21 protein-coding genes are annotated in these 24,468 nt (G+C 73.3%); 11 read left to right on the forward strand and 10 right to left on the reverse strand.

The annotated features are described in order from the left end of the window. The first annotated feature begins 55 nt into the window (after positions 1 to 55). On the forward strand, positions 56 to 1,837 hold the full coding sequence (locus GA0074694_RS13465; RefSeq protein WP_091457849.1) for a glycoside hydrolase family 15 protein: 1,782 nt from the start codon (positions 56 to 58) through the stop codon (positions 1,835 to 1,837). A 21-nt stretch (positions 1,838 to 1,858) separates the two neighbouring features. Here the strand turns inward: GA0074694_RS13465 and GA0074694_RS13470 are convergent, their stop codons facing one another. Continuing rightward, on the reverse strand, positions 1,859 to 2,926 hold the full coding sequence (locus GA0074694_RS13470) for a DNA polymerase ligase N-terminal domain-containing protein (RefSeq protein ID WP_091457852.1): 1,068 nt from the start codon (positions 2,924 to 2,926) through the stop codon (positions 1,859 to 1,861). Positions 2,927 to 2,998: 72 nt separating this feature from the next. Here GA0074694_RS13470 and GA0074694_RS13475 point away from each other — a divergent pair, with 72 nt between their 5' ends. Then, a complete protein-coding gene (locus GA0074694_RS13475) occupies positions 2,999 to 3,832 on the forward strand; it encodes an aldo/keto reductase (protein ID WP_091459120.1) in 834 nt (277 codons plus the stop codon). Positions 3,833 to 3,906: 74 nt separating this feature from the next. Here GA0074694_RS13475 and GA0074694_RS13480 read toward each other — a convergent pair whose 3' ends face one another. Then, complete coding sequence (locus tag GA0074694_RS13480) at positions 3,907 to 4,068, reverse strand: cellulose binding domain-containing protein (RefSeq protein ID WP_245714674.1); 162 nt, start codon at positions 4,066 to 4,068, stop codon at positions 3,907 to 3,909. A gap of 148 nt (positions 4,069 to 4,216) precedes the next feature. On the opposite strand from GA0074694_RS13480, the gene GA0074694_RS13485 reads away from it, so the two are divergent. Next, positions 4,217 to 5,323, forward strand: coding sequence for an FAD-dependent monooxygenase (locus GA0074694_RS13485; protein ID WP_091459122.1), 1,107 nt, complete (start codon positions 4,217 to 4,219; stop codon positions 5,321 to 5,323). Positions 5,324 to 5,465: 142 nt separating this feature from the next. Beyond that, entirely contained in the window at positions 5,466 to 7,226 is a 1,761-nt protein-coding gene (gene ctaD, locus GA0074694_RS13490) for an aa3-type cytochrome oxidase subunit I (RefSeq protein WP_091457858.1), read from the forward strand. 212 nt (positions 7,227 to 7,438) lie between these two features. Here the strand turns inward: ctaD and GA0074694_RS13495 are convergent, their stop codons facing one another. From GA0074694_RS13495 to GA0074694_RS13525, 7 genes are all read right to left on the reverse strand, one after another. Continuing rightward, complete coding sequence (locus GA0074694_RS13495) at positions 7,439 to 9,478, reverse strand: cation:proton antiporter domain-containing protein (protein ID WP_091457861.1); 2,040 nt, start codon at positions 9,476 to 9,478, stop codon at positions 7,439 to 7,441. Between the two features lie 91 nt (positions 9,479 to 9,569). Further along, positions 9,570 to 11,057, reverse strand: coding sequence for an ATP-binding protein (locus tag GA0074694_RS13500; RefSeq protein ID WP_091457865.1), 1,488 nt, complete (start codon positions 11,055 to 11,057; stop codon positions 9,570 to 9,572). Beyond that, entirely contained in the window at positions 11,054 to 12,712 is a 1,659-nt protein-coding gene (locus GA0074694_RS13505; protein ID WP_091457869.1) for an NAD(P)/FAD-dependent oxidoreductase, read from the reverse strand. The genes GA0074694_RS13500 and GA0074694_RS13505 overlap by 4 nt, the downstream gene beginning before the upstream one ends. A gap of 56 nt (positions 12,713 to 12,768) precedes the next feature. After that, a complete protein-coding gene (locus tag GA0074694_RS13510; protein WP_091459124.1) occupies positions 12,769 to 13,986 on the reverse strand; it encodes an MFS transporter in 1,218 nt (405 codons plus the stop codon). 64 nt (positions 13,987 to 14,050) lie between these two features. Next, entirely contained in the window at positions 14,051 to 14,632 is a 582-nt protein-coding gene (locus GA0074694_RS13515; RefSeq protein ID WP_091457873.1) for an isochorismatase family protein, read from the reverse strand. Between the two features lie 18 nt (positions 14,633 to 14,650). After that, the gene (locus GA0074694_RS13520) at positions 14,651 to 15,937 is read right to left on the reverse strand and encodes a nicotinate phosphoribosyltransferase (protein ID WP_091457876.1); all 1,287 of its coding nucleotides are present in this window, start codon (positions 15,935 to 15,937) and stop codon (positions 14,651 to 14,653) included. A gap of 16 nt (positions 15,938 to 15,953) precedes the next feature. Beyond that, a complete protein-coding gene (locus GA0074694_RS13525; protein WP_091457881.1) occupies positions 15,954 to 18,632 on the reverse strand; it encodes a LuxR C-terminal-related transcriptional regulator in 2,679 nt (892 codons plus the stop codon). Positions 18,633 to 18,837: 205 nt separating this feature from the next. Between GA0074694_RS13525 and GA0074694_RS13530 the strand changes: the two genes are divergently transcribed. From GA0074694_RS13530 to GA0074694_RS13545, 4 genes are all read left to right on the forward strand, one after another. After that, the gene (locus GA0074694_RS13530; RefSeq protein WP_091457885.1) at positions 18,838 to 19,383 is read left to right on the forward strand and encodes a hypothetical protein; all 546 of its coding nucleotides are present in this window, start codon (positions 18,838 to 18,840) and stop codon (positions 19,381 to 19,383) included. Further along, entirely contained in the window at positions 19,293 to 20,441 is a 1,149-nt protein-coding gene (locus GA0074694_RS13535) for a hypothetical protein (protein WP_141714091.1), read from the forward strand. The genes GA0074694_RS13530 and GA0074694_RS13535 overlap by 91 nt, the downstream gene beginning before the upstream one ends. 164 nt (positions 20,442 to 20,605) lie before the next feature. After that, a complete protein-coding gene (gene clpS, locus GA0074694_RS13540) occupies positions 20,606 to 20,896 on the forward strand; it encodes an ATP-dependent Clp protease adapter ClpS (RefSeq protein WP_091457894.1) in 291 nt (96 codons plus the stop codon). Positions 20,897 to 20,898: 2 nt separating this feature from the next. Next, positions 20,899 to 21,393, forward strand: a complete 495-nt coding sequence (locus tag GA0074694_RS13545) for a DUF2017 domain-containing protein (RefSeq protein WP_176737945.1) — start codon at positions 20,899 to 20,901, stop codon at positions 21,391 to 21,393. Between the two features lie 116 nt (positions 21,394 to 21,509). On the opposite strand, the gene GA0074694_RS13550 is transcribed toward GA0074694_RS13545, so the two are convergent. Then, positions 21,510 to 22,538 carry an aldo/keto reductase gene (locus GA0074694_RS13550; RefSeq protein ID WP_245714675.1) on the reverse strand — a complete coding sequence of 343 codons (1,029 nt, stop codon included), beginning with the start codon at positions 22,536 to 22,538 and terminating at the stop codon, positions 21,510 to 21,512. Positions 22,539 to 22,575: 37 nt separating this feature from the next. On the opposite strand from GA0074694_RS13550, the gene GA0074694_RS13555 reads away from it, so the two are divergent. The 3 genes from GA0074694_RS13555 (at position 22,576) to GA0074694_RS13565 (ending at position 24,458) form a co-directional block, all read left to right on the forward strand. After that, positions 22,576 to 23,064 carry a M67 family metallopeptidase gene (locus GA0074694_RS13555; protein ID WP_091457903.1) on the forward strand — a complete coding sequence of 163 codons (489 nt, stop codon included), beginning with the start codon at positions 22,576 to 22,578 and terminating at the stop codon, positions 23,062 to 23,064. A gap of 69 nt (positions 23,065 to 23,133) precedes the next feature. Next, positions 23,134 to 23,481: a MoaD/ThiS family protein gene (locus GA0074694_RS13560; protein WP_091457907.1), complete on the forward strand. Its 348-nt coding sequence runs from the start codon at positions 23,134 to 23,136 to the stop codon at positions 23,479 to 23,481. Between the two features lie 11 nt (positions 23,482 to 23,492). Beyond that, positions 23,493 to 24,458, forward strand: a complete 966-nt coding sequence (locus tag GA0074694_RS13565) for a PLP-dependent cysteine synthase family protein (RefSeq protein WP_091457911.1) — start codon at positions 23,493 to 23,495, stop codon at positions 24,456 to 24,458. Positions 24,459 to 24,468: the final 10 nt, after the last annotated feature.

The following is a 24,468-nucleotide window of genomic DNA, read 5'->3' on the forward strand; positions in this document are numbered from 1 at the left end:
TCCGGAGGCGGCGGACCAAGGGTCTGAACAGGGCGGATCGGGGTACGCCGGGCAGGTGGACCGGCCGGCGATCTCCGACTACGGATTCCTCTCCGACTGCCGTTCCGGCGCACTGGTCGGCCGGGACGGTTCGGTCGACTGGTGGTGCCCCGACCGGTTCGACTCGCCCGCCGTGTTCGGGCGGATCCTCGACGACGCGGCGGGCCGGTGGCGGATCGCCCCGGTCGGCACCGGCCGGGTGGAGCGGGCGTACCTGCCCGACACCCTGGTGCTGCGGACCGTGCACCACACGCCCGAGGGGAGCGTCGCGGTCACCGACGCGCTCGCCGCCGAGCCCGGTGCCCGGGCGCACCAGCTGGGGCACAATTCCCCGGCGGTGCTGCTCCGGGTCGTCGAGGGGCTCAGCGGGCGGGTCCCGATGCGCCTCGACTTCACCCCCCGGCCCGAGTACGGGCTGCTCACGCCGCATCTGCGGAAGCTGCCGGACGGCACGGTACGGGCCGAGGCCGGCCCGGTCGCCCTGGCACTGCGGGGTGGCCCACCACTGCACGTCGAACGGGACCGGGTCCGGGCGGACTTCGCGGTCTCCGCCGGCGACCGCCTCGGCTTCGACCTGGCGTACGCCCCGGCGTACGGCGGGGTCCCCGCTCGCCTCGACCCGGTCGACGCGCTCGCCGACACGGTCCTCGCCTGGCAGGCGTTCCGGGAGTCGCACCGTTACCAGGGCCGCCACGCCGGGCTGGTACGGCACAGCGCGACGGTGCTCCAGGGGTTGACGTACACCCGCAGCGGCGCGGTCGCCGCCGCCCTCACCACCTCCCTGCCCGAGCGGCTCGGGGGAGACCGCAACTACGACTACCGCTACTCGTGGCTGCGCGACTTCGCGATGACCCTGCACGCCCTCTGGGTGGCGGCCTGCCCGGACGAGGCGTCCCGCCTCTTCGCCTGGGCGTCCCGGTCGATCGGCCAGCTCGGCGACGATCCGGTGCCGGTGCTCTTCGGCCTCGAGGGGGAGCGTGGCCTGGCCGAGCACGAGATAACCCACCTGCGCGGGTACGCCGACAGCCGGCCGGTGCGGCTGGGCAACGACGCCTGGCGGCAGCGTCAGCTGGACGTGCCCGGCGAGGTGGTCTCGGCGGTCTGGCGGCTGCACGAGTACCTCGGTGAGCGGCTCGACGACGAGCTGCGGGAGACGGTGGTCGGTCTGACCGAGCAGGTGGCCGCGACCTGGCGGCTGCCGGACCGGGGAATGTGGGAGACCCGGGAGGACGAGCGCCACCACGTCTCCTCCAAGGCGCTCTGCTGGGTGACCATGCGGCTCGCGGTGGAGCTGGCCCCCCAGCTCGGGGACCGGGCCGACCCGGTGCGTTGGCGGGCGGTGCGCGACGAGATCCGCGCGACGGTCCTGGAGCGGGGCTGGAACGAGCGGATCGGCGCGTACACCGGCGCGTTCGGCTCCGACGAACTCGACGCCTCCGCGCTCTACCTGCCGGTGGTGGGTTTCCTGCCCGCCACCGATCCCCGGATGCGGGCCACCATCGCGGCGGTGGAGCGGGACCTGGCTACTCCGGACGGGCTGGTCCGGCGCTGGTCGGCCGACCCGGGCGGGTTCCTGCTCTGCTCGTTCTGGCTGGTGCAGTGCCTCGTCCTGGCCGGCGAGCGGGAGCGGGCCGAGGCGCTCTTCACCCGGGTGGCCGGGCACGCCAACGACCTCGGGCTCCTTGCCGAGCAGGTCGACCCGGTCACCGGTGGGATGCTCGGCAACTTCCCGCAGGCGCTCTCGCACATCGGCCTGATCAACGCCGCCTGGGAGCTGACCGAACCGGGGGGCGACTGACCCGGCAGGCAGCGCGGAGCTTCAGTGTGCGTCGACGCTCAGCCAGTGCGGGCTGCGCCGGCCGGGCTCGTACGTCGTGTCCAACCGCTTCGCCAGCACGCCCGGCAGCCCCTGCGTTCGGGCGGTGGCCAGGGTCTCCGCGCCCGCACCGGGGAACCATGGCGTGGTCTGCCAGTGCGGTCCGCCCAGGGCGAGCCCGTCCAGCAGCTCCCGGCGCTGCGCGTACGGAACGTCCACGCTGGACACCCCGTCGAGCCAGAGCAGGTCGACGACGAGGTACTGGCCGGCGGGGTCGACGCGTCCGGCCCGCGCCGGACGGGGCGGACGCACCCGACCGGCGGCGTCGATGTCGACCAGGATCCCGTCCAGCACCACCTCGGTCGGGGCCAGCGCCTCGGCCATGTCCCGCAGCCAGGGGTACGCCGCCGTGACGTCGGGCTCCCCGTCGGCGTCCGTCGGGGCGAGCAGCCGCAGCCGGCCGCCGGAGACGTACGCCAGCGCGCGTACCCCGTCCCAGCGCAGCTCGTACCCCCAGGCGGCCCCGTCGGCCGGCAGCTGTCCGGCGGCCGTCGGGCGCATCGGCGCGATCCGGTCCGGCATGCTCACCCAGCCCTCCGGCGCCGGGTCGGTACGCCGGACCATCCAGTCGCGGTCCGTGCCGCCGGTGGCGAAGAGCACGTACCGGCCGGCGGTGCGTTCACCGGACAGTCGGACGACCACCTCGTCGTCGCGCCACTTCTCGCACCGGTACGTGCCCCGGTCGTGGATGGTCATCCGACCGCCGCCGTACTCGCCGGCCGGGATCTCGCCGTGGAAGTCGAGGTACTCGATCGGGTGGTCCTCGGTGTGCACGGCCAGATGGTTGCGGCCGGGCTCGCGGGGCAGCCCACGCGGCACGGCCCAGGAGACCAGCACGCCGTCGCGCTCCAGGCGCAGGTCCCAGTGCAGGCTGCGGGCATGGTGCTGCTGGATCACGAACCGGCTCCGCCCGTCGCCCGGGTCCGGCCCCCTGGGCGAGCGTCGCGGCACCGGCTCCGGGGTCCGTCCGGCGTCGCGTTTGCACCGGTACTCGCGCAGCCGGTCGGCCATGGGGACATTGTCCGCGAATCCGGACGCCTCCGCAGCGGCATGGGACCGGAGCAGGTGGGTACGCGGACCGGTATGAGCCCGTCGGACCAACCCGCCGTCGTCCTGCCCCGCGGCGTCCGGATGCCGTTGCTCGGCTTCGGCACCTGGCAGGCGTCCGGCCAGTCCGCCTACGACGCCGTGCGGACCGCCCTCGCCGCCGGCTACCGGCACGTCGACACCGCCACCATGTACGGCAACGAAAAGGAGGTGGGACGGGCGATCCGGGACAGCGGGCTGCACCGGGACGACGTCTTCGTCACCACCAAGATCCCCTCGGACGGGGTGGGGCGCGAACGGCACGTCCTGGAGGCCAGCCTGGCCGCCCTCGACACCGGCCACGTCGACCTGTGGTTGATCCACTGGCCCCCGGCCGCTCCGGGCGACAGCGTGCGGATGTGGCGGCAGGTACTCAAGGCGCGCGACGACGGCCTGACCCGTGCCGCCGGGGTGAGCAACTACTCGACCGCGCAGCTCGACGAGTTGATCCAGGCGACGGCGGAGGCCCCGGCGGTCAACCAGATCCGCTGGGGTCCGATGCTGTACGACGCCCGGCGGCACGCCGAGCACCGGGAACGCGGGGTCGTGCTGGAGGGGTACAGCCCGTTCAAGACCACCGACCTCACCGACCCGGTGCTGACCGGGGTCGCCGAGGCGCACGGCGTCACCGCGGCCCAGGTGGTGCTGCGCTGGCACGTCGACCACGGGATCGTGGTCATCCCCAAGTCGGTCACGCCGGCCCGGATCCGGGCCAACGCCGACATCTTCGACTTCGCGCTGACGCCCGAGGAGCGGAGCACGATCGACGCCCTGGGCGGCCCGGGGGACCCCGGCGACAGGCGTAACGCACCGACCGACTTCATCGTCTAGGTCGGCGTTCCGCGCCGGTCGGTCCGCTCGCCGGGGTCCGTCCCACCGGTCCTGCCGCCGGAGCGCCGGGTACGTCAGATACGGGTGCAGGTGGTGCCGTTGAGGGTGAAGCCGTTCGGCGCGGAGTAGCTGTCGCTCATCGACGCATGGTGGCCGAAGGTGACCGGGGCGCCGGGGGAGACGGTGCCGTTGTAGCTGAGGTTCCGCGCGGTCACCGTGCTGCCGTTCTGGGTCAACTGGACCGCTCCGGTTCGTGCGCCCTGGGTCCACCCCTCGGTCGAAGGGGAGATCCCGCGCCATCCGATCGGATCTTCCATGGGTCGGTTGCGGGGAGTAGTCTCTTGCCTTCAACGCGTGCCGCTCCCCTCGGAGGCGTACACCAGCATGGGTGGATCCCCCCTGCGCATTCTCGTCGTCGGCGCGGGCATCGCCGGGCTCGCGGCGGCCCGGGCCCTGCGAATGGCGGGATACCGCCCGGACGTCACCGAGCGACGGACCGTCACGGAACCGCCGGACAGTGGCCTCTACCTCCCCGGTAACGCCGCCCGCGCACTGCGCCGGCTCGACCTCGACCTGCCCGTCCGTCCACTCGGGCAGGTGATCCACCGGCAGCGGTTCCTCGACGCCGCCGGCAGTGAACTCTGCGAGGTCGACCTGAACCGGCTCTGGGCCGGGGTCGGCGAGTGCCGGGCCCTGCCCCGCAGCGACCTGCACCGCGTCCTGCTCACCGGGGCCGGCGGGGCGGTCCACCACGGGGCCGAGGTGCGCACCCTCGACCTCGCGGCCGACGCGGTCACCGTCACCTTCGGAGACGGCACCGTCACCGAGTACGACCTGGTGATCGGTGCGGACGGCCCCCGGTCCGGCGTGCGCACGCTCGCCGCGCTCGGCGGTCCGGCCCGTCCGGCCGGTCAGATCGTCTACCGGGGGATGGTCCGGGGCGGGCCACCGGTGGCCGAGTGGACCGCCCTGCTCGGCCAGCGCGCCGGGTTCGTGGTCATGCCGGTCGGCGGGGGACGGCTCTACTGCTACGCCGACGAGGTCGGCACCACGCCGCCGGCCGACCCGCTGGCCCGGCTGCGCGAGGTGTTCGGCTCCTACGGCGGTCCGGTGCCCCGGGTGCTCGACGCCCTGGACCGGGTGCACGTCGGGCCCACCGACGAGGTCGAGCTGGGTCGGTGGTCCCGGGGGCGGGTGGTGCTGGTCGGCGACGCCGCGCACGCCACCGCGCCGACGCTGGCCCAGGGGGCGGCGATGGCACTGGAGGACGCGGTGGTGCTCGCCGAGTCGCTGCACGCCGCCGGCAGCGTGGAGTCGGCGCTGGTGGCGTACGAGAGCCGCCGCCGGCCGCGTACCAAGTGGGTGCGGGACCGCACCCGCGACCGCGACCGGACCCGGGACGTCCCCCCGGCGCTGCGCGACCCACTGCTGCGCGGGCGGGGCGGGCGCATCTTCCAGGAGCACTACCGGCTGTTGGTCGATCCGCTGTGAGCCCCGACCAGCCGACGGCTGCAGGGCGTGTCCGACCACCCGGCGCGGCGTGTCGACCTGCCGGGGACTATCCTTCCTTCGGACTACGGCTCGCAATTACCAGCGCGTGCCGAGGGGGACGAACGAGAACCGGAGGCCACTCGTGACCACCGTCGCACCCAAGCCGGTCGTGACCCGGCCCTGGCCGGTCCGAGAGCCGGTGAAGGGCTCGGCCATCGCGCGGATGCTGCGTACCACGGACGCGAAGCAGATCGGGATCATGTACATGGTCACCGCTTTCGTGTTCTTCATGATCGGTGGCCTGATGGCCCTGATCCTTCGCGCCGAGCTGGCCCGTCCCGGCATGCAGTTCCTCTCGCCGGAGCAGTACAACCAGCTCTTCACCATGCACGGCACGGTGATGCTGCTCTTCTTCGCGACGCCGATCGTGTTCGCCTTCGCGAACTACGTGGTGCCGCTGCAGATCGGTGCCCCGGACGTCTCGTTCCCCCGGCTGAACAGCTTCGCCTACTGGCTCTTCCTGTTCGGCGGGACGATGGCCCTGGCCGGCTTCCTGACCCCCGGCGGCGCGGCCGACTTCGGCTGGACGGCGTACACGCCGCTGAGCACCGAGGCGCACTCCCCGGGCATCGGGGCCAACATGTGGGTGGTCGGCCTGGCCATCTCCGGTCTCGGCTCCATCCTCGGCGCGGTCAACCTGATCACCACGATCCTGACCCTGCGCGCCCCCGGGATGACCATGTTCCGGATGCCGATCTTCACCTGGAACATGCTGGTCACCAGCCTCCTGGTGATCCTGGTCTTCCCGCTGCTCGCCGCCGCGCTCTTCGCGCTCGCCGCCGACCGCATCCTCGGTGCGCACGTGTTCAGCCCCGACACCGGCGGACCGATGCTGTGGCAGCACCTCTTCTGGTTCTTCGGCCACCCCGAGGTGTACATCATCGCGCTGCCGTTCTTCGGCATCATCACCGAGATCATCCCGGTCTTCTCCCGTAAGCCGATCTTCGGCTACAAGGGACTGGTCGGCGCGACGATCGCCATCGCCGGCCTGTCGATGAGCGTGTGGGCGCACCACATGTTCGCCACCGGTCAGGTGCTCCTGCCGTTCTTCAGCTTCCTGAGCTTCCTGATCGCCGTGCCGACCGGTATGAAGTTCTTCAACTGGATCGGCACCATGTGGCGGGGCCAGGTCAGCTTCGAGACGCCGATGCTCTTCGCGCTCGGCTTCCTGGTCACCTTCCTCTTCGGTGGTCTGACCGGTGTGCTGCTGGCCAGCCCGCCGCTCGACTTCCACCTGCACGACTCGTACTTCGTGGTGGCCCACTTCCACTACGTGCTCTTCGGCACGATCGTGTTCGCGGTCTTCGGCGGCATCTACTTCTGGTTCCCGAAGATGTTCGGCCGGATGCTCGACGAGCGCCTCGGCAAGGTGCACTTCTGGCTGACGACGATCGGCTTCCACACCACCTTCCTGGTGCAGCACTGGCTCGGCAACGAGGGCATGCCCCGGCGGTACGCCGACTACCTGCCCAGCGACGGCTTCACCACGCTGAACATGATCTCGACCATCGGTGCGTTCATCACCGGTATCTCGACCCTGCCGTTCATCTACAACTGCTGGAAGTCGTACAAGACCGGTCCGGTGGTCGAGGTGAACGACCCGTGGGGCCACGGCAACTCGCTGGAGTGGGCGACGAGCTGCCCGCCGCCGCTGCGGAACTTCGACCGGATGCCCCGGATCCGCTCCGAGCGGCCGGCGTTCGACGAAAAGTTCCCCGAGCTGGCCGCCGGCCAGTCGCTGGCCGGGCCCCCCGAGGGTGGTGCCAAGCCGCTGACCAGCGAGTCCGACGGTGGCGCCACCTACCAGGAGGACACCGCCAGCGACCTCGACCGGAAGAACTGACCGGCGAGCCCACGCACGGCACGTACGACGGGCGCCGCACCCCGACCGGGGTGCGGCGCCCGTCGCGTTGTGCGCCATGGCGGTGCCGCCTTCTCAGCGCGCCTTGCCGTGTCGGGTGTGCACTGCCGCGCGCTGCCGTGTCGGCTACGCGCTGCCGTGTCGGGTGCCCCCTCCTCGACAGAAAGCGGTAACAGGGGACCCCTGCTACCACCTCACCCCCGGATCGCAGCCGGCGGGAGCAGCGTTTCGTCGAGGTAGCAGTAAGCCCACTCCTCGCCCGGTTCGGCCGAGGCCATGATCGGATGGTCGCGGTCCTGCTGGTGCCGGGAAGCGTGCCGCTCGGGTGAGGAATCGCAACAGCCGACGTGCCCGCAGGTGAGGCAGGTGCGCAGGTGCACCCAGGAGGTGCCGGCGCGCAGGCAGTCCTCGCAGCCGGTGGCGGACGGCAGCACCGGCTGGATCATGCTGGTGTGCGGGCAGGCTGTTTCCGGGTCGGGGCGGAACATGACGATCCGGTCCACGTCGACCCGGGTACGGCCCGGTCGCCGCGCCTCGGCGGCGACGAACCGGTCGGCGGCACCCGGCAGCGCGTCCAGCACGGTCCGACCCAGCGCGGTGTGGCCGGCCCGGTCGTTCCGGACGACCGTGTCGATGCCGGCGGTGACCAGCTCCGCGAGGTCGGTGGCGGTGTCGAAACGGACCACGATCCGAGCCTCGGGCGACAGGGTACGGACCACCGAGGCGATCCGGCGCGCGTCCTCCGGCTCGTCCTCCGGGATCACCACCACCCGGGCCGCCGCCACGCCCGCCTGGTCGAGGATGTGCCGCCGGGTCGAGTCGCCCCGGAGCACCCGGTGCCCGTCGGCCTCCGCCTCGGCGGCCCCGTCCGGGTTGAGGGTGACGACGACCAGCGGGACACCGGCGGCGGCCAGTTCGGCGGCGAGGGCGCGGGTGGCCGCGCCGTACCCGCTGATCACCACGTGGCCCTGCGGGCCGGAAGCGGCGTCGGGGACCTCGGCGGGCGCGAGCCGGGCCGGGTCGGGTCCGACGTGGCGCTCGACCGCCATGCCGAGCCGGCGGCCCCCGCTGCCCAGCCACGGGGTGGCGACCATCAGCAGCACGGTGGCCGCGATGAACGCCTGGGTGCCGTCCTCGCCGAGCCCGGCCGGGGTGAGACCGGCCTCGCGTCCCACCCGTTCCAGGACGAAGGAGAATTCGCCGACCTGCACGATCAGCAGGGACAGCGCCACCACGACCGCCGGCCGGACCCGGAGCACCACGGCCGACACGGCGGTGGCGAGCCCCTTGACCAGCACGACGCCGAGCACGGCGGCCAGCACCAGGGGCAGGTTGGTGGCGAGGAAGCCCAGGTCGAGCAGCATGCCGACGGAGACGAAGAAGGTCGCCGAGAAGAGGATCTGCAACGGCAGGATTTCGCCGAGCGCGTGTTCGGAGTGCCGGCTCTCGCTGACCACCATGCCGGCGAGGAACGCCCCGAGCGACACGCTCACCCCGGCCAGGCTGGTCAGGTACGCGGTGCCGAAGCAGATCGCGATCACCGCCAGCAGGAACACCTCGGGCGAGCAGGCCCGGGCGACCGTCTCCAGCAGTCGGGGCATCACCCAGCGGGCGACCACCAGCACCAGGGCGACGACCGCCACCGCCGTACCGAGGGCCGTCGCGATGTTCAGCGCGGAGCCGCCCCCGTCGCCCAGCATCGGCACGACCAGCACCATCACCACGATGGCCAGGTCCTGGAAGATCAGGTACGCCAGCGCGGTGCGCCCGGTGGCGCTCTGCGTCTCGCCTCGGCTGGCCAGCAGCCGCAGCACGATCGCGGTCGAGGAGAGCGAGACCAGGAACCCGGTGAAGACCCCCACCTGCCAGGACACCCCGAACAGGGCGAGCGCCCCGACGGCGACGCCGACGGTCAGCAGCACCTGGAGGCCACCGCCGATCACGATCAGCCGCCACATCGCGGCCAGCCGACCCAGCGAGAACTCGATGCCGATGGTGAACAGGAGCAGGATCACCCCGACCTCGGCCGCCACGTCGACGGCCTGCTGGCTGCGGACCAGCCCGAGGGCGTGCGGACCGATGGCCACCCCGGCCAGCAGGAACCCGACGATCGGCACGATCCGCAGCCTGGTGGACAGGTAGCCGATCACCGCCGCGGCGAGCATCAACGCGACGACCTCGACGAGGAACGCCGGTGGTCCGCCGCCCGCTTCGGAGGCCAGGAGCTGCTGCATTGGCCGAATGCTAACGCGGCGACGGCCCGATGCCGAGGGCGACGAGGTCCGCCCCCGCGCCGGGGCGTCCGGGGCTCGGCTGAGCCGCCGATCAGTCGGTGGGGGCGGGTGCGGCCGGGGCGGTGGCGAACGGCAGCAGCACCCGGAAGGTGGTCGAGCCGGGTACCGAATCCACCCGGATGTCCCCGCGGTGCTTGTGGACCACGATCCGGTACGAGATGTCCAGCCCCAGGCCGGTCCCCTCGCCGACCGGCTTGGTGGTGAAGAACGGCTCGAAGATCCGGGGCCGGACGTCCGCCGGGATGCCCGGACCGGTGTCGCCGACCGCCACCGCCAGCGCGTCGCCGTCCCGGCCGGTGGCGACGGTGAGCGTGCCGGTGTCGCCCATCGCGTCGAGCGCGTTGACGATGAGGTTCGTCCAGACCTGGTTCAGCTCGGCGGCGTACGCCGGCACCGGCGGCAGGGCGCGGTCGTACTCCCGGACCAGCCGGACGCCCGGCGGGATCTTCCCCCGGAGCATCACCAGGGTCGCGTCCAGCAGCTCGTGCACGTCCACCACCTGGTACGGCGCCCGGTCCAGCTGGGAGTACTGCTTCGCCGCGCCGACCAGGCCGGAGATCCGGGTGACCGCCTCGTCGATCTCCCGGAGCAACTGCTCGGTGTCGATCGTGTGGGTCAGCCAGCGCAGGGCGGGTTCCAGGTTCCCCGGCCCCACGACCGCCTCGACCCGGTCCAGCCACGCGCCGTCCACCCCACCGGCGACCAGCGTGCCGGCGAGTTCCCAACCGGCGGCGACGTCGCGCTCGTCCAACCAGTCGACCAGGGCGTCCTCGGCGTCGCTGACCGCCAGCGGCGACAGCGTCGCCGCGTCGGCGACCCGCCGGACGGCCTCCTCCTGCAACGCCACCAGCCGGTGCAGGGCGTCACCGTCGAGCCGGCCGTCGGCGATCGTCGCCAGCTCGTGCCGGATACCCGCGACGCGTTCGCGCAGCACCGCGGTGGCCCGGACGGCGGCCCCGGCCGGATTGTTCAGCTCGTGCGTGAGACCCGCGGAGAGCGCCCCCAACGCCAGCAGCCGTTCCCGTTCCCCGACCCGGACCTGGGTCTGCTGCATGCCGATGAAGAGCCCTTCCAGCAGGTGCATCGCCATCGGGAACCAGGACCGGACGGCGTGCGCGAAGGTCTCGGCGGGCAGCACCAGGAAGGTGGCCTCCCCGACCGCCCGCAGCGAGTTGATGTAGACCTGCGGCACCTGGTCGCCCAGGTACGCCTGCGTCGCCCCGCCGTAGACCCCGCGCTGGGCGGTGCGGATGACCTCGACCTCGTCGCCGCGTACCCGCCGGGTCATCGTCACCGTGCCGTCGAGCAGGACGTAGAAGCAGGTCGCCGGCTCGCCCTCGGTGTAGACGGCGGTACCGGCGCGGCGGGTCTCCACCCGTCCGTGCTCGGCCAACCAGTCAAGCTGCCCCTCGTCGAGCGACTCGAAGAGGAAGAGCGTGCGCAGCTGCGCGACGGTGGGGCGGGCACCGTCACCCGGTGCGGGCCCGGGGTCGCCCACCCCGCCGACGGGTGTGCTCATTGGGACTCCAGGTAGCGGTGCACCAGTGAGACGGCCATCGCGCCCTCACCGACCGCCGAGGCGACCCGCTTGACCGACTCGGCCCGGACGTCCCCGGCGGCGAAGACCCCGGGCAGGCTGGTCTCCAGGTGGTACGGGTCCCGCGCGAGCGGCCAGCCCGGCGGTCGGCGCCCACCGGCGACCAGGTCCGGGCCGGTCACCACGAAGCCGCGCTCGTCGCGGACCAGGACACCGTCCAGCCAGTCGGTGCGGGGCTGGGCGCCGATGAAGATGAACAGCCAGGAGGCGTCCACCTCACGGGTCTCACCGGTGCGGCTGTCGGCCAGGGTGAGCCGCTCCAGGTGCTCCACGCCCGACCCGGCGGCGACCACGGTGTGCGGGTGCACCACCACCCGGTCGTTCCGGTCGAGCTGGTCGATCAGGTACCGGGACATCGAGGCGGTCAGGTCGGCCCCCCGGATCAGCAGGTGCACGCGGGTGGCGTACCGGGAGAAGTGCACCGCCGCCTGCCCGGCGGAGTTCGCCCCGCCGACGATGTAGACCTCCTGGTCGACGCAGCTCGGCGCCTCGGTGGCGGTCGAGCCGTAGAAAACCCCCCGGCCGGTCAGCTCGGCCAGGCCGGGCGCGTCGAGCACCCGGTACGACACGCCGGTAGCGAGCACCACCGCGTGCGCGGCGATCGTGCTGCCGTCGCCGAACGTGAGCAGTCGGGCCGAGCCGGCGTCGGTCAGCCCGGTCACGTCCCGGGTGGTGAGCAGCTCGGCGCCGAACTTCAACGCCTGCCGGCGGGCCCGGTCGGTGAGCTGCGCGCCGGACACCCCCTCCGGGAACCCGAGGTAGTTCTCGATCCGGCTGCTCTGCCCGGCCTGCCCGCCGGTGGCCCGCCGTTCGACCAGCACCGTGCGCAGCCCCTCGGACGCGCCGTAGACCGCCGCGCCCAGCCCGGCCGGGCCCCCGCCGACGACGACCAGGTCGTAGAACTCCTCGGTGGGGGCCACCCGGAGGCCCACCAGCGTGGCCAGGTCGGCCTCGGTGGGGTGGAACAGGTGCCGGCCGTCCGGGGCGATGACCACCGGCACGTCCTCGGCCGTCGCGCCGGCCGCGTTGAGCAGCCGCGCGCCCTCCGGGTCGTCGGCGAGCAGCCAGCGGTACGGGACGAGGTTGCGGGCGAGGAAGTCCCGGACGGCGAAGGACGGCGCGGACCAGCGGTGCCCGACCACCCGGAGCTCGGCGGCGGCGGCCTCCGGGGTGGCCGCCCAGGCGTCGAGGAGGGTGTCCACCACCGGGTAGAGCTTCTCCTCCGGGGGGTGCCACGGCTTGAGCAGATAGTGGTCGAGGTCGACCAGGTTGATCGCGTCGATCGCCGCGTCGGTGTCGGCGTATGCGGTGAGCAGCACCCGACGGGCGGCGGGGAAGAGGTCCATCGCGGCCTCGAGGAACTCGATGCCGGTCATCTCGGGCATCCGGTAGTCGGCGACCAGCACCGCCACCTGTTCCCCCCGGAGCTTGAGTTCGCGCAACGTCTCCAGGGCGCTCGGGCCGGAACCGGCGCGGACCACCCGGTAGCGGTCGCCGTAACGCCGTCGTATGTCCCGGGCCACGGCACGGGAGACGGCCGGGTCGTCGTCGATGGTGAGGATCACCGGATTCGCCACGCCCCCATCAAAGCACCCAGGCCGGTGGCGGCCCAAAGTGCCGGTGGCCTGCGGGTTCAGCGGGGGGCGTTGGTCAGTTCGACGGGTTCCGCGGTGTCCGGCAGCCGACGTCGGTGGCGCAGCTCGGCCGGGAGGACGACGAGCGCGACCAGGACGCCGATCAGGCCGATGCCGGCGAAGCCCCACGCCGGGGTGGTGCGGTCGATGATCGCGCCGGCCAGCGGGGCCCCGAAGGCGACGCCGACGGTGATCGCCGAGGCGTGCAGCCCCATCGCCTCGCCCCGGACCGGACCGGGGGCGAGGCGGCTCACCGCGTCGGCGGTGGCGGCCAGCGTCGGCGCGCAGAGCAGACCGGCGGGGAGCAGGGCCAGGCCGAGCAGCCACCAGTGGCCCCCGGCCAGGCCGATCGGCACGGTGCAGAGGGCCAGCGCGGCCATCAGGGCCAGCGGCGACACCGGCCGGCTGACCGCGCCGTAGGCGAACCCGCCGACCAGGGAAGCCACCGCCCAGAGGGCCAGCACCGCACCGGTCCAGCCGACCTCGCCGTCGTCGCGCAGCGCGGCCACCACCGCCACGTCGGTGCCGCCGAGCACCAGCGTGCACGCCGTGCTGACGGCGAGTACGGCGAGCAGGCGCGGGCTGAGCCACTCCCGCCGGGGGGTCCGCCGGGCCGGGCCGGCAATTGCCTCCTCGGCGGTGCGCACCGGAGGGTTCAGCACCATCAGCGCGATCCCGGCGGCGACGATGCCACCACCCACCGCCCAGAGGGTGACCCGGGGCGCGATGGCGGTGGCCAGCGCCACGCCCAGTGCCGGGCCCACCATGAACGACAACTCCACCGACATCGAGTCCAGCGCGTACGCCGGACGGCGGTGGTCCGGCGGCACCAGCGCGGCGATGCACTGCCGGATCACCGAGGAGAGCGGCAGGGCGAGCAGCCCGGCCAGGAACGCCGCGGGCAGCAGCAGCGCGTACGTCAGTTGTGGAGCGCTCGTCCAGAACAGCGCCTCGCCGGCTGTGGTGAGGACCAGGACCATGGTCAGGCCCCGCCGGTCGATCAGCCGGCCCAGCAACGGTGCGCCGAGGGCCGCGCCGACGGTCAGGGCGGCGCCGACCAGGGCGGCGGCGCCGTACCCCCGGTCGAGGTCGAGCAGCACGTAGAAGGTGAGAGCGATGCCCGCCGCGGTGTGCGGGATGCGGGCCAGCACCGCCACGAGCAGCAGCGACCGGATCCCGGGCACCGCGAGGGCGTCCCGGTAGGGCGTGAGATTCATGACGGTGGGCACCTCCGCCGACCATCCTCGGCGGGGGGTACGACGGGAGCCACCGGTCAACGGCTCATGCGGTCGGCATCACGGGCTCGCCGTGCAGGGTGACCCCGGCCCCCTCCATGGCCCGCAACGCCACGTCGGTGGTGGCCGGCGCGACGGCGGCGGTCAGCTCCAGCAGCACGGTGGTACGGAAGCCCTCCCGGGCGGCGTCCAGCGCGGTGGCCCGGACGCAGTGGTCGGTGGCGATGCCGACCAGGTCGACCCGGTCCACGTCGTGCCGGCGCAGCCAGTCGGCCAGGCACTCGCCGTCGGCGGCGTGCCCCTCGAAACCCGAGTACGCGGCGGCGTGCTCGCCCTTGTGGAAGACCGCCTCGACCCGCGTGGTGTCCAGCTCGGGATGGAACTCCGATCCGGGGGTACCCACGACGCAGTGCCGGGGCCAGGAGTCGACGAAGTCGGGCGGGTTCCCGAAGTGCGCGCCCGGGTCGACGTGGTAGTCCTTCGTGGCGACCACGTGGTCCCAGCGTTCGGGTGCCGTGGCGAGCAGCCGGGAGATCCCGGCCGCCACGCCGGCCCCGCCCGCCACGGCGAGCGAGCCGCCCTCGCAGAAGTCGTTCTGTACGTCCACGATGATCAGCGCGTTGGCCATCGGAGCGTTCCTTTCCGGTCAGCCGGCGGGTACGACGGTGACGGGCACCGCCGGGTCCCCGGCGGAGAGCTTCAACCCCTCCCAGGGGATCGAGATCAGGCACTGCCGCAGGTGCTCCCGCGACTCGTCCAGCCGGGGCAGGTCGACCGGCTCGCCGTCGACCAGGTACGACCGCTGGAGCAGCCGGTCGTGCGGGAGGTGGTCGGGCACGCCCTGCGGCACGATGACCTCCTCGGTGGCGGTGCCGGTGGGCTTGTGCCGCCGGACGGCGATCTTGCGTCCGCCGATGGTGGCCTTGTGCTCGGAGCGCTTCACCACCGGACGGCCGTCGACCTCGACCAGTTTGTAGACCAGTCCGGCGGTGGGCGCGCCGGAGCCGGTGACCACGGCGGTGCCCGCGCCGTACATGTCGACCGGCTCGGCGGCGAGTGCGGCGATGGCGTACTCGTCGAGGTCACCCGAGACGATGATCTTGGTCTCGGTGGCGCCGAGCGAGTCGAGCAGTTCCCGGGCGCGCTGGGCGATCACCGCCAGGTCCCCGGAGTCGATCCGGACCGCCCGCAGCTCCGGCCCGGCGACCTCGATCGCGTTGCGGATGCCCTGCCTGATGTCGTACGTGTCCACCAGCAGCGTGGTGTCCCTGCCCAGCGTGGCGACCTGCGAGGCGAACGCGGCCCGCTCGTCGTCGTGCAGCAGGGTGAACGCGTGCGCCGCGGTGCCGGCGGTGGGGATGCCGTACCGCTGCCCGGCGGCCAGGTTCGAGGTGAACGCGAAACCGGCCAGGTACGCGGCCCGCGCGGCGGCCACCGCCGCCTCCTCGTGCGCCCGCCGGGAACCCATCTCGATCAGCGTCCGGCCCCGGGCGGCGGTGACCATCCGGGCCGCCGCGGCGGCCACCGCGCAGTCGTGGTTGAGCACCGACAGCACCAGCGTCTCCAGCACCACGCACTCGGCGAAGCCGCCCGAGACGGTGAGCACGGGCGAACCGGGGAAGAACAGCTCGCCCTCGGCGTACCCGTCGACGTCCCCGGTGAAACGGTAGCGGGACAGCCAGTCGGCCGCCGCGTCGTCGACCACCCCGGTCCGGCGGAGGAAGTCCACCTCCGCCTCGTCGAAGCGGAAGTCGCGGATCAGCTCGATCAGCCGGGCGGTGCCGGCGACCACCCCGTACCGGCGGCCGGTCGGCAGCCGCCGACCGAACACCTCGAAGACACAGCGCCGGTCGGCGGTGCCGTCCCGCAGGGCGGCGCTGACCATGGTCAGCTCGTAGTGGTCGGTCAGCAGCGCGGGGCGAAGGGTGCTCACGACCCCAGCCTAGAGTTCAGTGCGAAGCGCCGTCCCCGTGGCCCGGGATGCAGCGCAGCGCGGCCCGCAGCTCAGGCCGCCCGGCGATACCCAGCTTGCCGTAGATCCGCTGGAGATGGTTCTCCACCGTGCGGGGGGAGAGGAAGAGCTGCTCGGCGATCCGGCGGCTCGCCACGCCGTCGGCGGCGAGGCTGGCGATCTGCCACTCCCGGTCGGTCAGCGCGGGCTGACCGAGCCGCAGCGCCGGCGTCCGGAGCTGGTCGCAGCGGCCCAGCAGGTCGCCGAGGCGGTCGTGGGCGGCGCCGGAGGTCGCCGCCCGCTGCCGGCGCAGGCGGTGCAGCGCCAGTGCCGCCGCCTCCGCGGCGAAGACGTTCAGCTCGTGGTCGGCGAACTCGTCGGCGACGGCCAGCAGATCGTCCGGGGACCCGCTGGCCACGGCCCGCGCGTGCCGGGCCAGCAGCGGTGGCAGCACCCCGTCCACCTGCTCGGTAAGCTCGGTCAGCCGCTGCGCGACCGTCCGCCGGTGCCCGTCGGAGCAGCGCGGGCCGACCGGGAGGGTCGCCTCGTCCAGCCGCACCAGATCGTGCAGGACCAGCACCTCGTGCCCGGCGAAGCCGTCCGCCCGCAGCCGGTCGGCCAGCTCGGCGAGGTGCTTCACCGCGCCGGCCAGGTCGCCGGTGACCGCGAGCACCGCGCCACGCGCCTGTTCCAGCCACGGGTAGAGCACCGCCATCCCGGGTGAGTGGGTGCGGTCGGCGTCCGCCATCGCCTCGGCCGCTCCGACGGCGTCGCCGCGCAGCGCCGCCGCCTGCGCCCGCTCGGCGTGGGCGAGGCCGGCGTAGACCCGACTGCTGGTCAACACCGCGCAGGCCCCGAGGCTGGTCTTCAGCGCCTCGGCGCTGCGCCCGCGCAGCCGGGCCGCGTACGCCTGGAGGATGCCCAGGTAGCCGGTGCCCAACCGGAAGTCGCCCGCCCCGGCCAGGTCGGCGAACTCGTCGACCACGATGGCGTCGATGCCGGCGAGTTCCCCGGCGAGCATCAGCCGGGTGCCCCGCGCCAGCTCCAGCGCCAGTTGCAGGTACGGCATGTCACCCCGCCACTGGGCGGCCTCCGCCTCGACCGCCGTGATCGCCGCCGCGCTGAGCACCAGCCGGCCCTGGGCGGCCTGGAGGTGGGCGATCGTGCACCGGGCCAGCTCGCGGGACGCCACCCCGGCGGCCGGACGGTCCAGCACCGCGCAGCTCAGCAGCTGGGCGGCGGCCAGGTCGAGCCGGTGCAGCCGCATGATCGCCTCGAACGCGCGGACCCGGGTCTGGTCGGCGATGTCGGTCAGCTCCGCCGCCCGCACCGCCATCTCCTCCACCGTGGACTCCTGCCGCAGTCCCCAGTAGCTGACCATGCCCCGGACGGTCAGCCACCGGCTGTACCGGTCGTCGGCGTCGAGCTGGCCGGCGACCGCGTCGAGCACGTCGAGCGCCTCCTCCGGCCGGTCGGCGAACATCAGGATGGTGGCCAGCAGCTCGGCTGCGGCGTACCCGCCGTCGGCCTCCAGCGCCGCGCGGGCCAGTCGGGTCGCCAGCGGCACGTCGTACCGGGCGAAGGCCTGGACGGCCGCGCCGAGCAGCAGCGCGGAATCCTGCCCGGTGCCGGAGTCGAGCCGCCACACCGCCACCCGCAGCACGTCGTCCCGACGACGCTTGCCCGCCGCCTCGATCAGGTCGGCGAGCTGTGCCTGCAACCGCCGGGTCCGGCTGACCGGGCACCGCCGGCGCATCACCTCCCCGTAGAGTGGGTGCGCCAGCCGGACGTCGAGCCGCCGGTCGTCGCGGACCACCGAGATCAGTCCCCGTTCCTCGGCGGTCTCCACGGCGGCCGGATCGGCGGCCCGGGTGAGCAGTTCCAGCCCGAGCGGCTCGCCGAAGGCGGCCAGCTCGACCACCGTGCGGACCTCCGGGGTGAGCTGACCGATCCGGACGCCGATCAGGTCGGTGAGGCTGGGGGCCAGCTCCAGGCGACCGGTCCATCGCCAGATGCCGTACGTCTCGTGCAGCTCGCCGCTGCCCAGCGCGGCGAGCACCAGCTCCCGCAGCAGCAGCGGGTTGCCGCCGGAGAGCCGCCAGAGCCGGTCCGCCGAGCAGGACTCCACCGGCCTGCCGAGGATGGCGGCGAGCAGCCCGGTGGTGTCGGCCAGGTCGAGCGGGGCCAGTTCGGCGTGGTCGACCAGGTCGTCGGTCCAGAGTGCGCGGATCGGCAACGGCACCTGCTCGCCGTTGCGCAGCGTCCCCAGCACCGTGGCGTTGTCCAGCCGGGCGATCAGGTGCACCAGCGCGGCCGAGGGCGGGTCCAGCAGGTGTGCGTCGTCCACCGCCAGCACGATCGGCCGCCCGGCGGCCTGCTGCCGCAACGCGTCCACCGCCCACCGCAGGACACCGGCGGGGGAGAGCCCCCGGGGCTGCTCGGTCGGCAGGACCTGCACCAGCCCGCCGAACGGGATGGTGGCGGTGGTGGCGCTGGCCGCCACCATCCAGATCGCGTACCGGTCGGTAGGTAGTGCCGTGATCCCCTCCCGCAGGAGCCGGCTCTTGCCGATGCCGGCCGTTCCACTCAGGAAGAGGCCCCGCCCCTCGCCCCCGGTCACCGCGGAGAGCAGACGGCCCAGATCCGCTGACCGGCCGATGAACTCCCACCGACTCATCGGGGCAGCATATCCATCGGATTCGCTGTGCGTGCAGCCCGTCACGCACCGAAGTTGAGTAGGCTTCTCGTTACCGCTGAGTATCGGAACTCTCCGTTCCGGGACGGTTTCCGCCCGTAGTCTTCCGGCGTTCGGCTGCGTCGGCCGAACACTCCACGCTGCCGGCGCGGCCCGCCGGCCCGACTCGCCAGGGAGGCAGTCCGCGATGACGTCACGTCCTCGGCGGGGCGACAACGGGACGGGCTGTGCGGAGGCTGACGCCGCCGACGGCGACCACCGTCCGGCGGACGCCCTCGACGCCCCGGTGGACCCGGACGCCATGGACGCCTCGACACCACAGCGGGGCACGGAGCCGGCGGAGGGCGTCCGGGTGGCGCCGGACGAGCCGCTGGCCGTGATCGCCACCGGTCCGGCCGGGGCGGCCCGGCGGGACGTGCTCGCCGCGCTGTTGGACGTGCCGCCGACGACCGTGCCGATGCCCGACGACAGCTACCTGGTGGCCCGGTACGCCCCGGAGACCACCCGGGCCGCCTTCGTGCCCGGCTACCGGCAGCCACACGCCCTCACGATCGACGTGCCGGCGGCCGGACCGGCGTTCCCCCGGCCGCCGCGCCGGGTCGAGCTGCACCGCCCGCACCGCTGCTGCGACACGTGGCGCTGGTGGGTGCGCCGGACACCGACGCGTTGGGCATCGCCGGGAGCCGGGTGCTGTGTGAGGTCGCCGGCCGGGGCGGCGCGCTGCTCGTGGTGATCTCCGCCGACCAGGTGTTCACCGCGGCGGAGCTGGACCTGCTCGGCGGGGCAGCCCGGGCGGATCTGGCCGTCTTCTTCGTGGTCACCCCGGGAACGACGGGGTGGCACGGGGGCGTGGCCCCGGCGGCCACGGCTCCGGCGGACGGTACGGGGACGCCTTCCGCCGGCGGGACGCCGCCCGTCGACCCGGTCGGGTCGGCCGTGCGGAAACAGCGGGCGGCCCTGCTCGCGGTCGTTCCGGAGCTGGCCGTCGCGCCCTGGTTCCCGTCCCGCCCCGGTGGGGTCGGGGCACTCCGCCGGGCCGTGGTCGCCTGGGCGGCCGGGGAGGGGCCGCGCCGGCTCGCCACCGCGCCGCCGGCCGGCCCGCACCGTACCGTGCCGGTGGTGCCGGGCGCGCACGCCCGGGACTGGGCCGACCGGCTCGACCGGCAGGTCCGCGCGCACGCCCAGCGGATCCGCCAGCACCTCGCCATCGAGCTGGCCCACATCCACCTGCGCGTGGTGCAGGAGATCGTCTTCGGGGCGGGCTGCGCCGGACTGCCGCGCGTGCTCGACCGGGAGGTGCACGCCCTGTCCCAGCTCGCGACCGTGCAGTGCGACCAGGCGGTGGACCGGTTGGTGCGCGACACCGGCACCCTGGTCCTCGGCAGGCCACCGCAGGACGCGACCCACCGGCGGATCTGCGCCGCCGTGCAAACCGGTCTGGCCGGGTCGCGGGCGGTCCGGAGCCTGGAACGGGTGCTCCTGGTCACCAGTGCCGGCGACATCGCCGACGTGACCGGGGCCGGCGCGCTCGCCGCGCTCGACGCGTACCCCGGCGCGCCACGTACCGCCGTCCTGCCGCCGGTCGCGGTGGCCCTCGCCGGCGGTTGCTTCCTGCACTTCTGGGGGCCTGGCAGCACCGACCCGGGCGGCGCGCGGTCCTGGCTCCAGCACGTGCTGCGCGAGCTCGACCGGGAGTTGCAGCGCGAGGTGTCCCACCGGCTCGACGCGGTCCGGCGGGCGCTGGGCGCGGTGTTCGCCGAGGCCGTCGACCACGGCATCCTGCTCGCTTGACCGGTCGACGGATCGTGCCGGGACGACGCAGGGCCGAGGCGGCGGATCCTCGGTCGCAGGCCGCCTCCCGGAAGGGACCGGAGAAGGGGGATCCGGGCACCGATCCGGATCCGCCCGGCGTTCCGGTTCATCGCAATCGGGATTCCGGTGGCACGATGGGTGGCATGGCGGCTCCACAGGTGGCACCGGTCGAGACGCCGGGCACCGAAGAGGTGCCGGTCTCGGACCGGCCATGGGTGACGATCGTGTGGGACGACCCGGTCAACCTGATGACGTACGTGACCTGGGTCTTCCAGAAGCTCTTCGGATACAGCCGGGAGAGGGCCGAGCAACTGATGTTGGATGTGCACCACAAGGGCCGTGCCGTGGTCTCCACCGGCGCGCGGGAACGGATGGAGCACGACGCGTCGCAGCTGCACGCGTACGGGCTCTGGGCGACGGTGGACCGTTCGTGAGCATGTTCCGTCGCCGGGGCGGCCGGTACGTCGCCACCTTCGCCGTGGACGAGGTCCGGGTACTGCGCAAGGTCGCCTCCGAGGTGGTCGGCCTGCTCACCGACGGCTTTGACCACGACGACCCGGTGGTGGGGCGGCTCTTCCCCGACGTCTACGCCGACGACCCGGCCAGCGCCGCGGAGGTCCGCCGGTACACCGAGGGCGACCTCAAGACCGCCAAGATCGACCAGGCCGGCGCGATCCTCGCCGCCCTTCCGGGGGACGAGGGCGGCGAGGTGCGCCTCGACGCCGAGGCTGCCGAGGCGTGGTTGCGGGCGCTCAACGACGCCCGCCTGGCGATGGGGGTCCGGCTCGGCGTCAAGGAGGGGACGGATCTCGGCGAGGAACTCGACGACGCCGTCGCCGCGGACCCGTCCTCGACCCGGGTGTTCCAGCTCTCGGTCTACGCGTACCTCGGCTACCTCCAGGAGTCGTTGCTCAACGCCCTGATCGACTGACCGTCTCCCGCCCTGCGTGGTCGGCTCCTCCCGCCCTGCGTGGTTGCAGGGGACCCCTCCTACCGCTTTTTGTCGAGCAGGGGTCCCCTGCAACCACAAGCACCTCAGCCGGCACCTCAGCCGGCGGCGTGCAGCGTGGCGATCTCCCGCTGGTCGAGGACCAGGTCCGCGGCGGCGGCCGAGTCGCGGATCGTCTCCGGCCGGCTCGCGCCGGGAATCGGCACGACCACAGGGTCGAGGGCGAGTTGCCAGGCCAGGCAGACCTGCTGCGGGCTCACCCCGCGTTCCCCGGCGATCCGGGCGAACGCGGCGAACCGGTCGCCGAGCCCGCCGGCCCTTCCGATACCGCCCAGGGGCGACCAGGGCAGGAAGGCCAGGCCGAGTTCGGCGCAGAGTCGCAGCTCCGGTTCGCTGTCGCGGTAGGCCGGGGAGAACTGGTTCTGCACCGAGACCAGGTGGTCACCGAGGATCTCCCGGGCCTGCCGGATCTGGTCCGGGTCGGCGTTCGAGATGCCGGCCATCCGGATCTTGCCGGCGTCGGCCAGCTCCCGCAGCGCGCCGATCGAGTCGGCGTACGGGACCTCGGGGTCGGGCCGGTGGAACTGGTAGAGCCCGATCGCGTCCACCCCGAGCCGGGTGAGCGACGCCTCGCAGGCCGCCCGGAGGTGCTCGGGCGAGCCGTCCAGCGCCCACGCGTGGCCGCCGGGACGGGTGTGCCCGCCCTTGGTGGCGACCAGCACTGCGGTGGTGTCCCCGCCGTACGCGGCCAGCGCGTGGGCGATCAGCGACTCGTTGTGTCCGACGTCCTCCGCCCCCAGCACGTACGCGTCGGCGGTGTCGATGAACGTCACGCCCGCGTCGAGCGCGGCGTGGATGGTCCGGACGGCGCGGTCGGTGTCCGGGCGCCCGGTCACCGACATCGGCATCGCGCCGAGTCCGATCGCGCTCACCTCGACCGAACCGATTCGGCGGTACTGCATGGTCGCCCCCTCGTTCTCGCTCCTGGCCGGTTCCCACCAGCCGGACGGGTCGTTCCGCCCACCGGACAGGATGCCCGGCGTCCCCGCCACCTCTCCGACAGCGTCCCCGGCCGGGGCGTGGGGGAAACCGGGCCGGTCCGCGCGGGTGAGGGTGACGGCTGCCACCTTCGGTCCGGTCTTCCCAGGCGCTAGGCTGGGACTCGTGCTGAGTATCGACCGGTCGATCGTCGACGCGATCGTCGCCCACGCTCGCCGGGACCACCCGGACGAGGCGTGCGGCGTCGTCGCCGGCCCCGCCGGCAGTGACACCCCGACCCGGCACATCCCGATGGACAACGCCGCCCGCTCGATGACGTTCTACGAGTTCGACTCGATGGAGCAGTTGCGGGTCTGGCGCGAGATGGACGACCGCGACGAGGAGCCGGTCGTCATCTACCACTCGCACACCGCGACCGAGGCGTACCCGTCCCGCACGGACGTGTCCTTCGCCGGTGAGCCGGGAGCGCACTACCTGCTCGTCTCCACCCGCGACCCCGACACGGAGGAGATTCGCTCCTTCCGGATCGTGGACGGCGTGGTGACCGAGGAGCCGGTTCGGATCGTGGATGCCGCCGTGGACCCGCACGCCGTCCAGTCCTACATGTTCGGGCAGAGCCCGGCGACGGTCGACTACGAGTGTTCCGGCCGCTGACAAGTCCAGCGTCCGGCACACCCGCACCTCCGTCACCGTAGGCACACCCGAACGAGGAGTTACGACATCATGGCCATCGAGGTTCGCATCCCCACCATCCTGCGCAGCTACACCGGCGGCGCGAAGGTCGTCGAGGGCGCCGGGGACACCCTGGCCGACCTGCTCACCGATCTCGACTCCCGGCACGGCGGGCTGCGCGCCCGGCTGGTCACCGAGACCGGCACGCTGCACCGCTTCGTCAACGTCTACGTCAACGACGAGGACGTCCGCTTCCTCGGCGCGCTCGACGCCAAGCTCGCCGACGGCGACACGGTGACGATCCTGCCGGCCGTGGCCGGTGGCGCGCTGGGCTTCGCCGCCATGGCGGCGATGAGCGGGCACGGCAGCGTCCGCCGCGCCTCCGTCGCCCTCCGCTGAGGCCGTCGGAGGTGGCGCGGTACGACAGCCTCCTCGACGCCTGCGGTGGTACGCCCCTGGTCGGGCTGCCGCGACTGTCGCCGACGGTGCCCGACGGGGCACCGCCGGTGCGGCTCTGGGCGAAACTGGAGGACCGGAACCCGACCGGCAGCATCAAGGACCGGGCGGCGCTGTTCATGGTCCGGGCGGCCGAAAGCGCCGGCCGGCTCCGCCCGGGGGACACCATCCTTGAGCCGACCAGCGGCAACACCGGCATCTCGCTGGCCATGGTGGCGAAGCTGCGGGGGTACCGGCTGGTCTGCGTGATGCCGGAGAACGTCTCGACCGAGCGGGTCCAGCTCCTCCGGATGTACGGCGCGGAGATCATCTTCTCGCCGGCCGCCGGCGGCTCGAACCAGGCGGTGACCACGGCCAAGCAGATCGCTGCCGAGCACCCCGACTGGGTGATGCTCTACCAGTACGGCAACGAGGCCAACGCCCGGGCGCACTACGAGACCACCGGGCCGGAACTGCTGCACGACCTCCCCACGATCACCCACTTCGTGGCGGGTCTCGGCACCACCGGCACGCTCATGGGCACCGGGCGTTACCTGCGGGAGAAGGTCGAGGGCATCCAGATCGTCGCGGCGGAACCCCGCTACGGCGAGCTGGTCTACGGCCTGCGCAACATCGACGAGGGCTACGTCCCGGAGCTGTACGACGCGACGGTGCTGTCCCGGCGTTTCTCCGTCGGCACCCGGGACGCGGTGCTGCGTACCCGGCAGCTGGTGGAGGTGGAGGGGATCTTCGCCGGCTTCTCCACCGGGGCGATCCTGCACGCCGCCCTCGCCGTGGCGCACGAGGCGGTCCGGGACGGCCGTCGTGCCGACGTGGCCTTCGTGGTCTGCGACGGTGGCTGGAAGTACCTCTCCACCGGCGCGTACGGCGGCACCCTGGCCGATGCCGAGGAGGCGCTCGACGGGCAACTCTGGGCCTGACCGCTCGGGC

It is taken from the genome of Micromonospora inyonensis (assembly GCF_900091415.1).
GTDB lineage: Bacteria > Actinomycetota > Actinomycetes > Mycobacteriales > Micromonosporaceae > Micromonospora > Micromonospora inyonensis.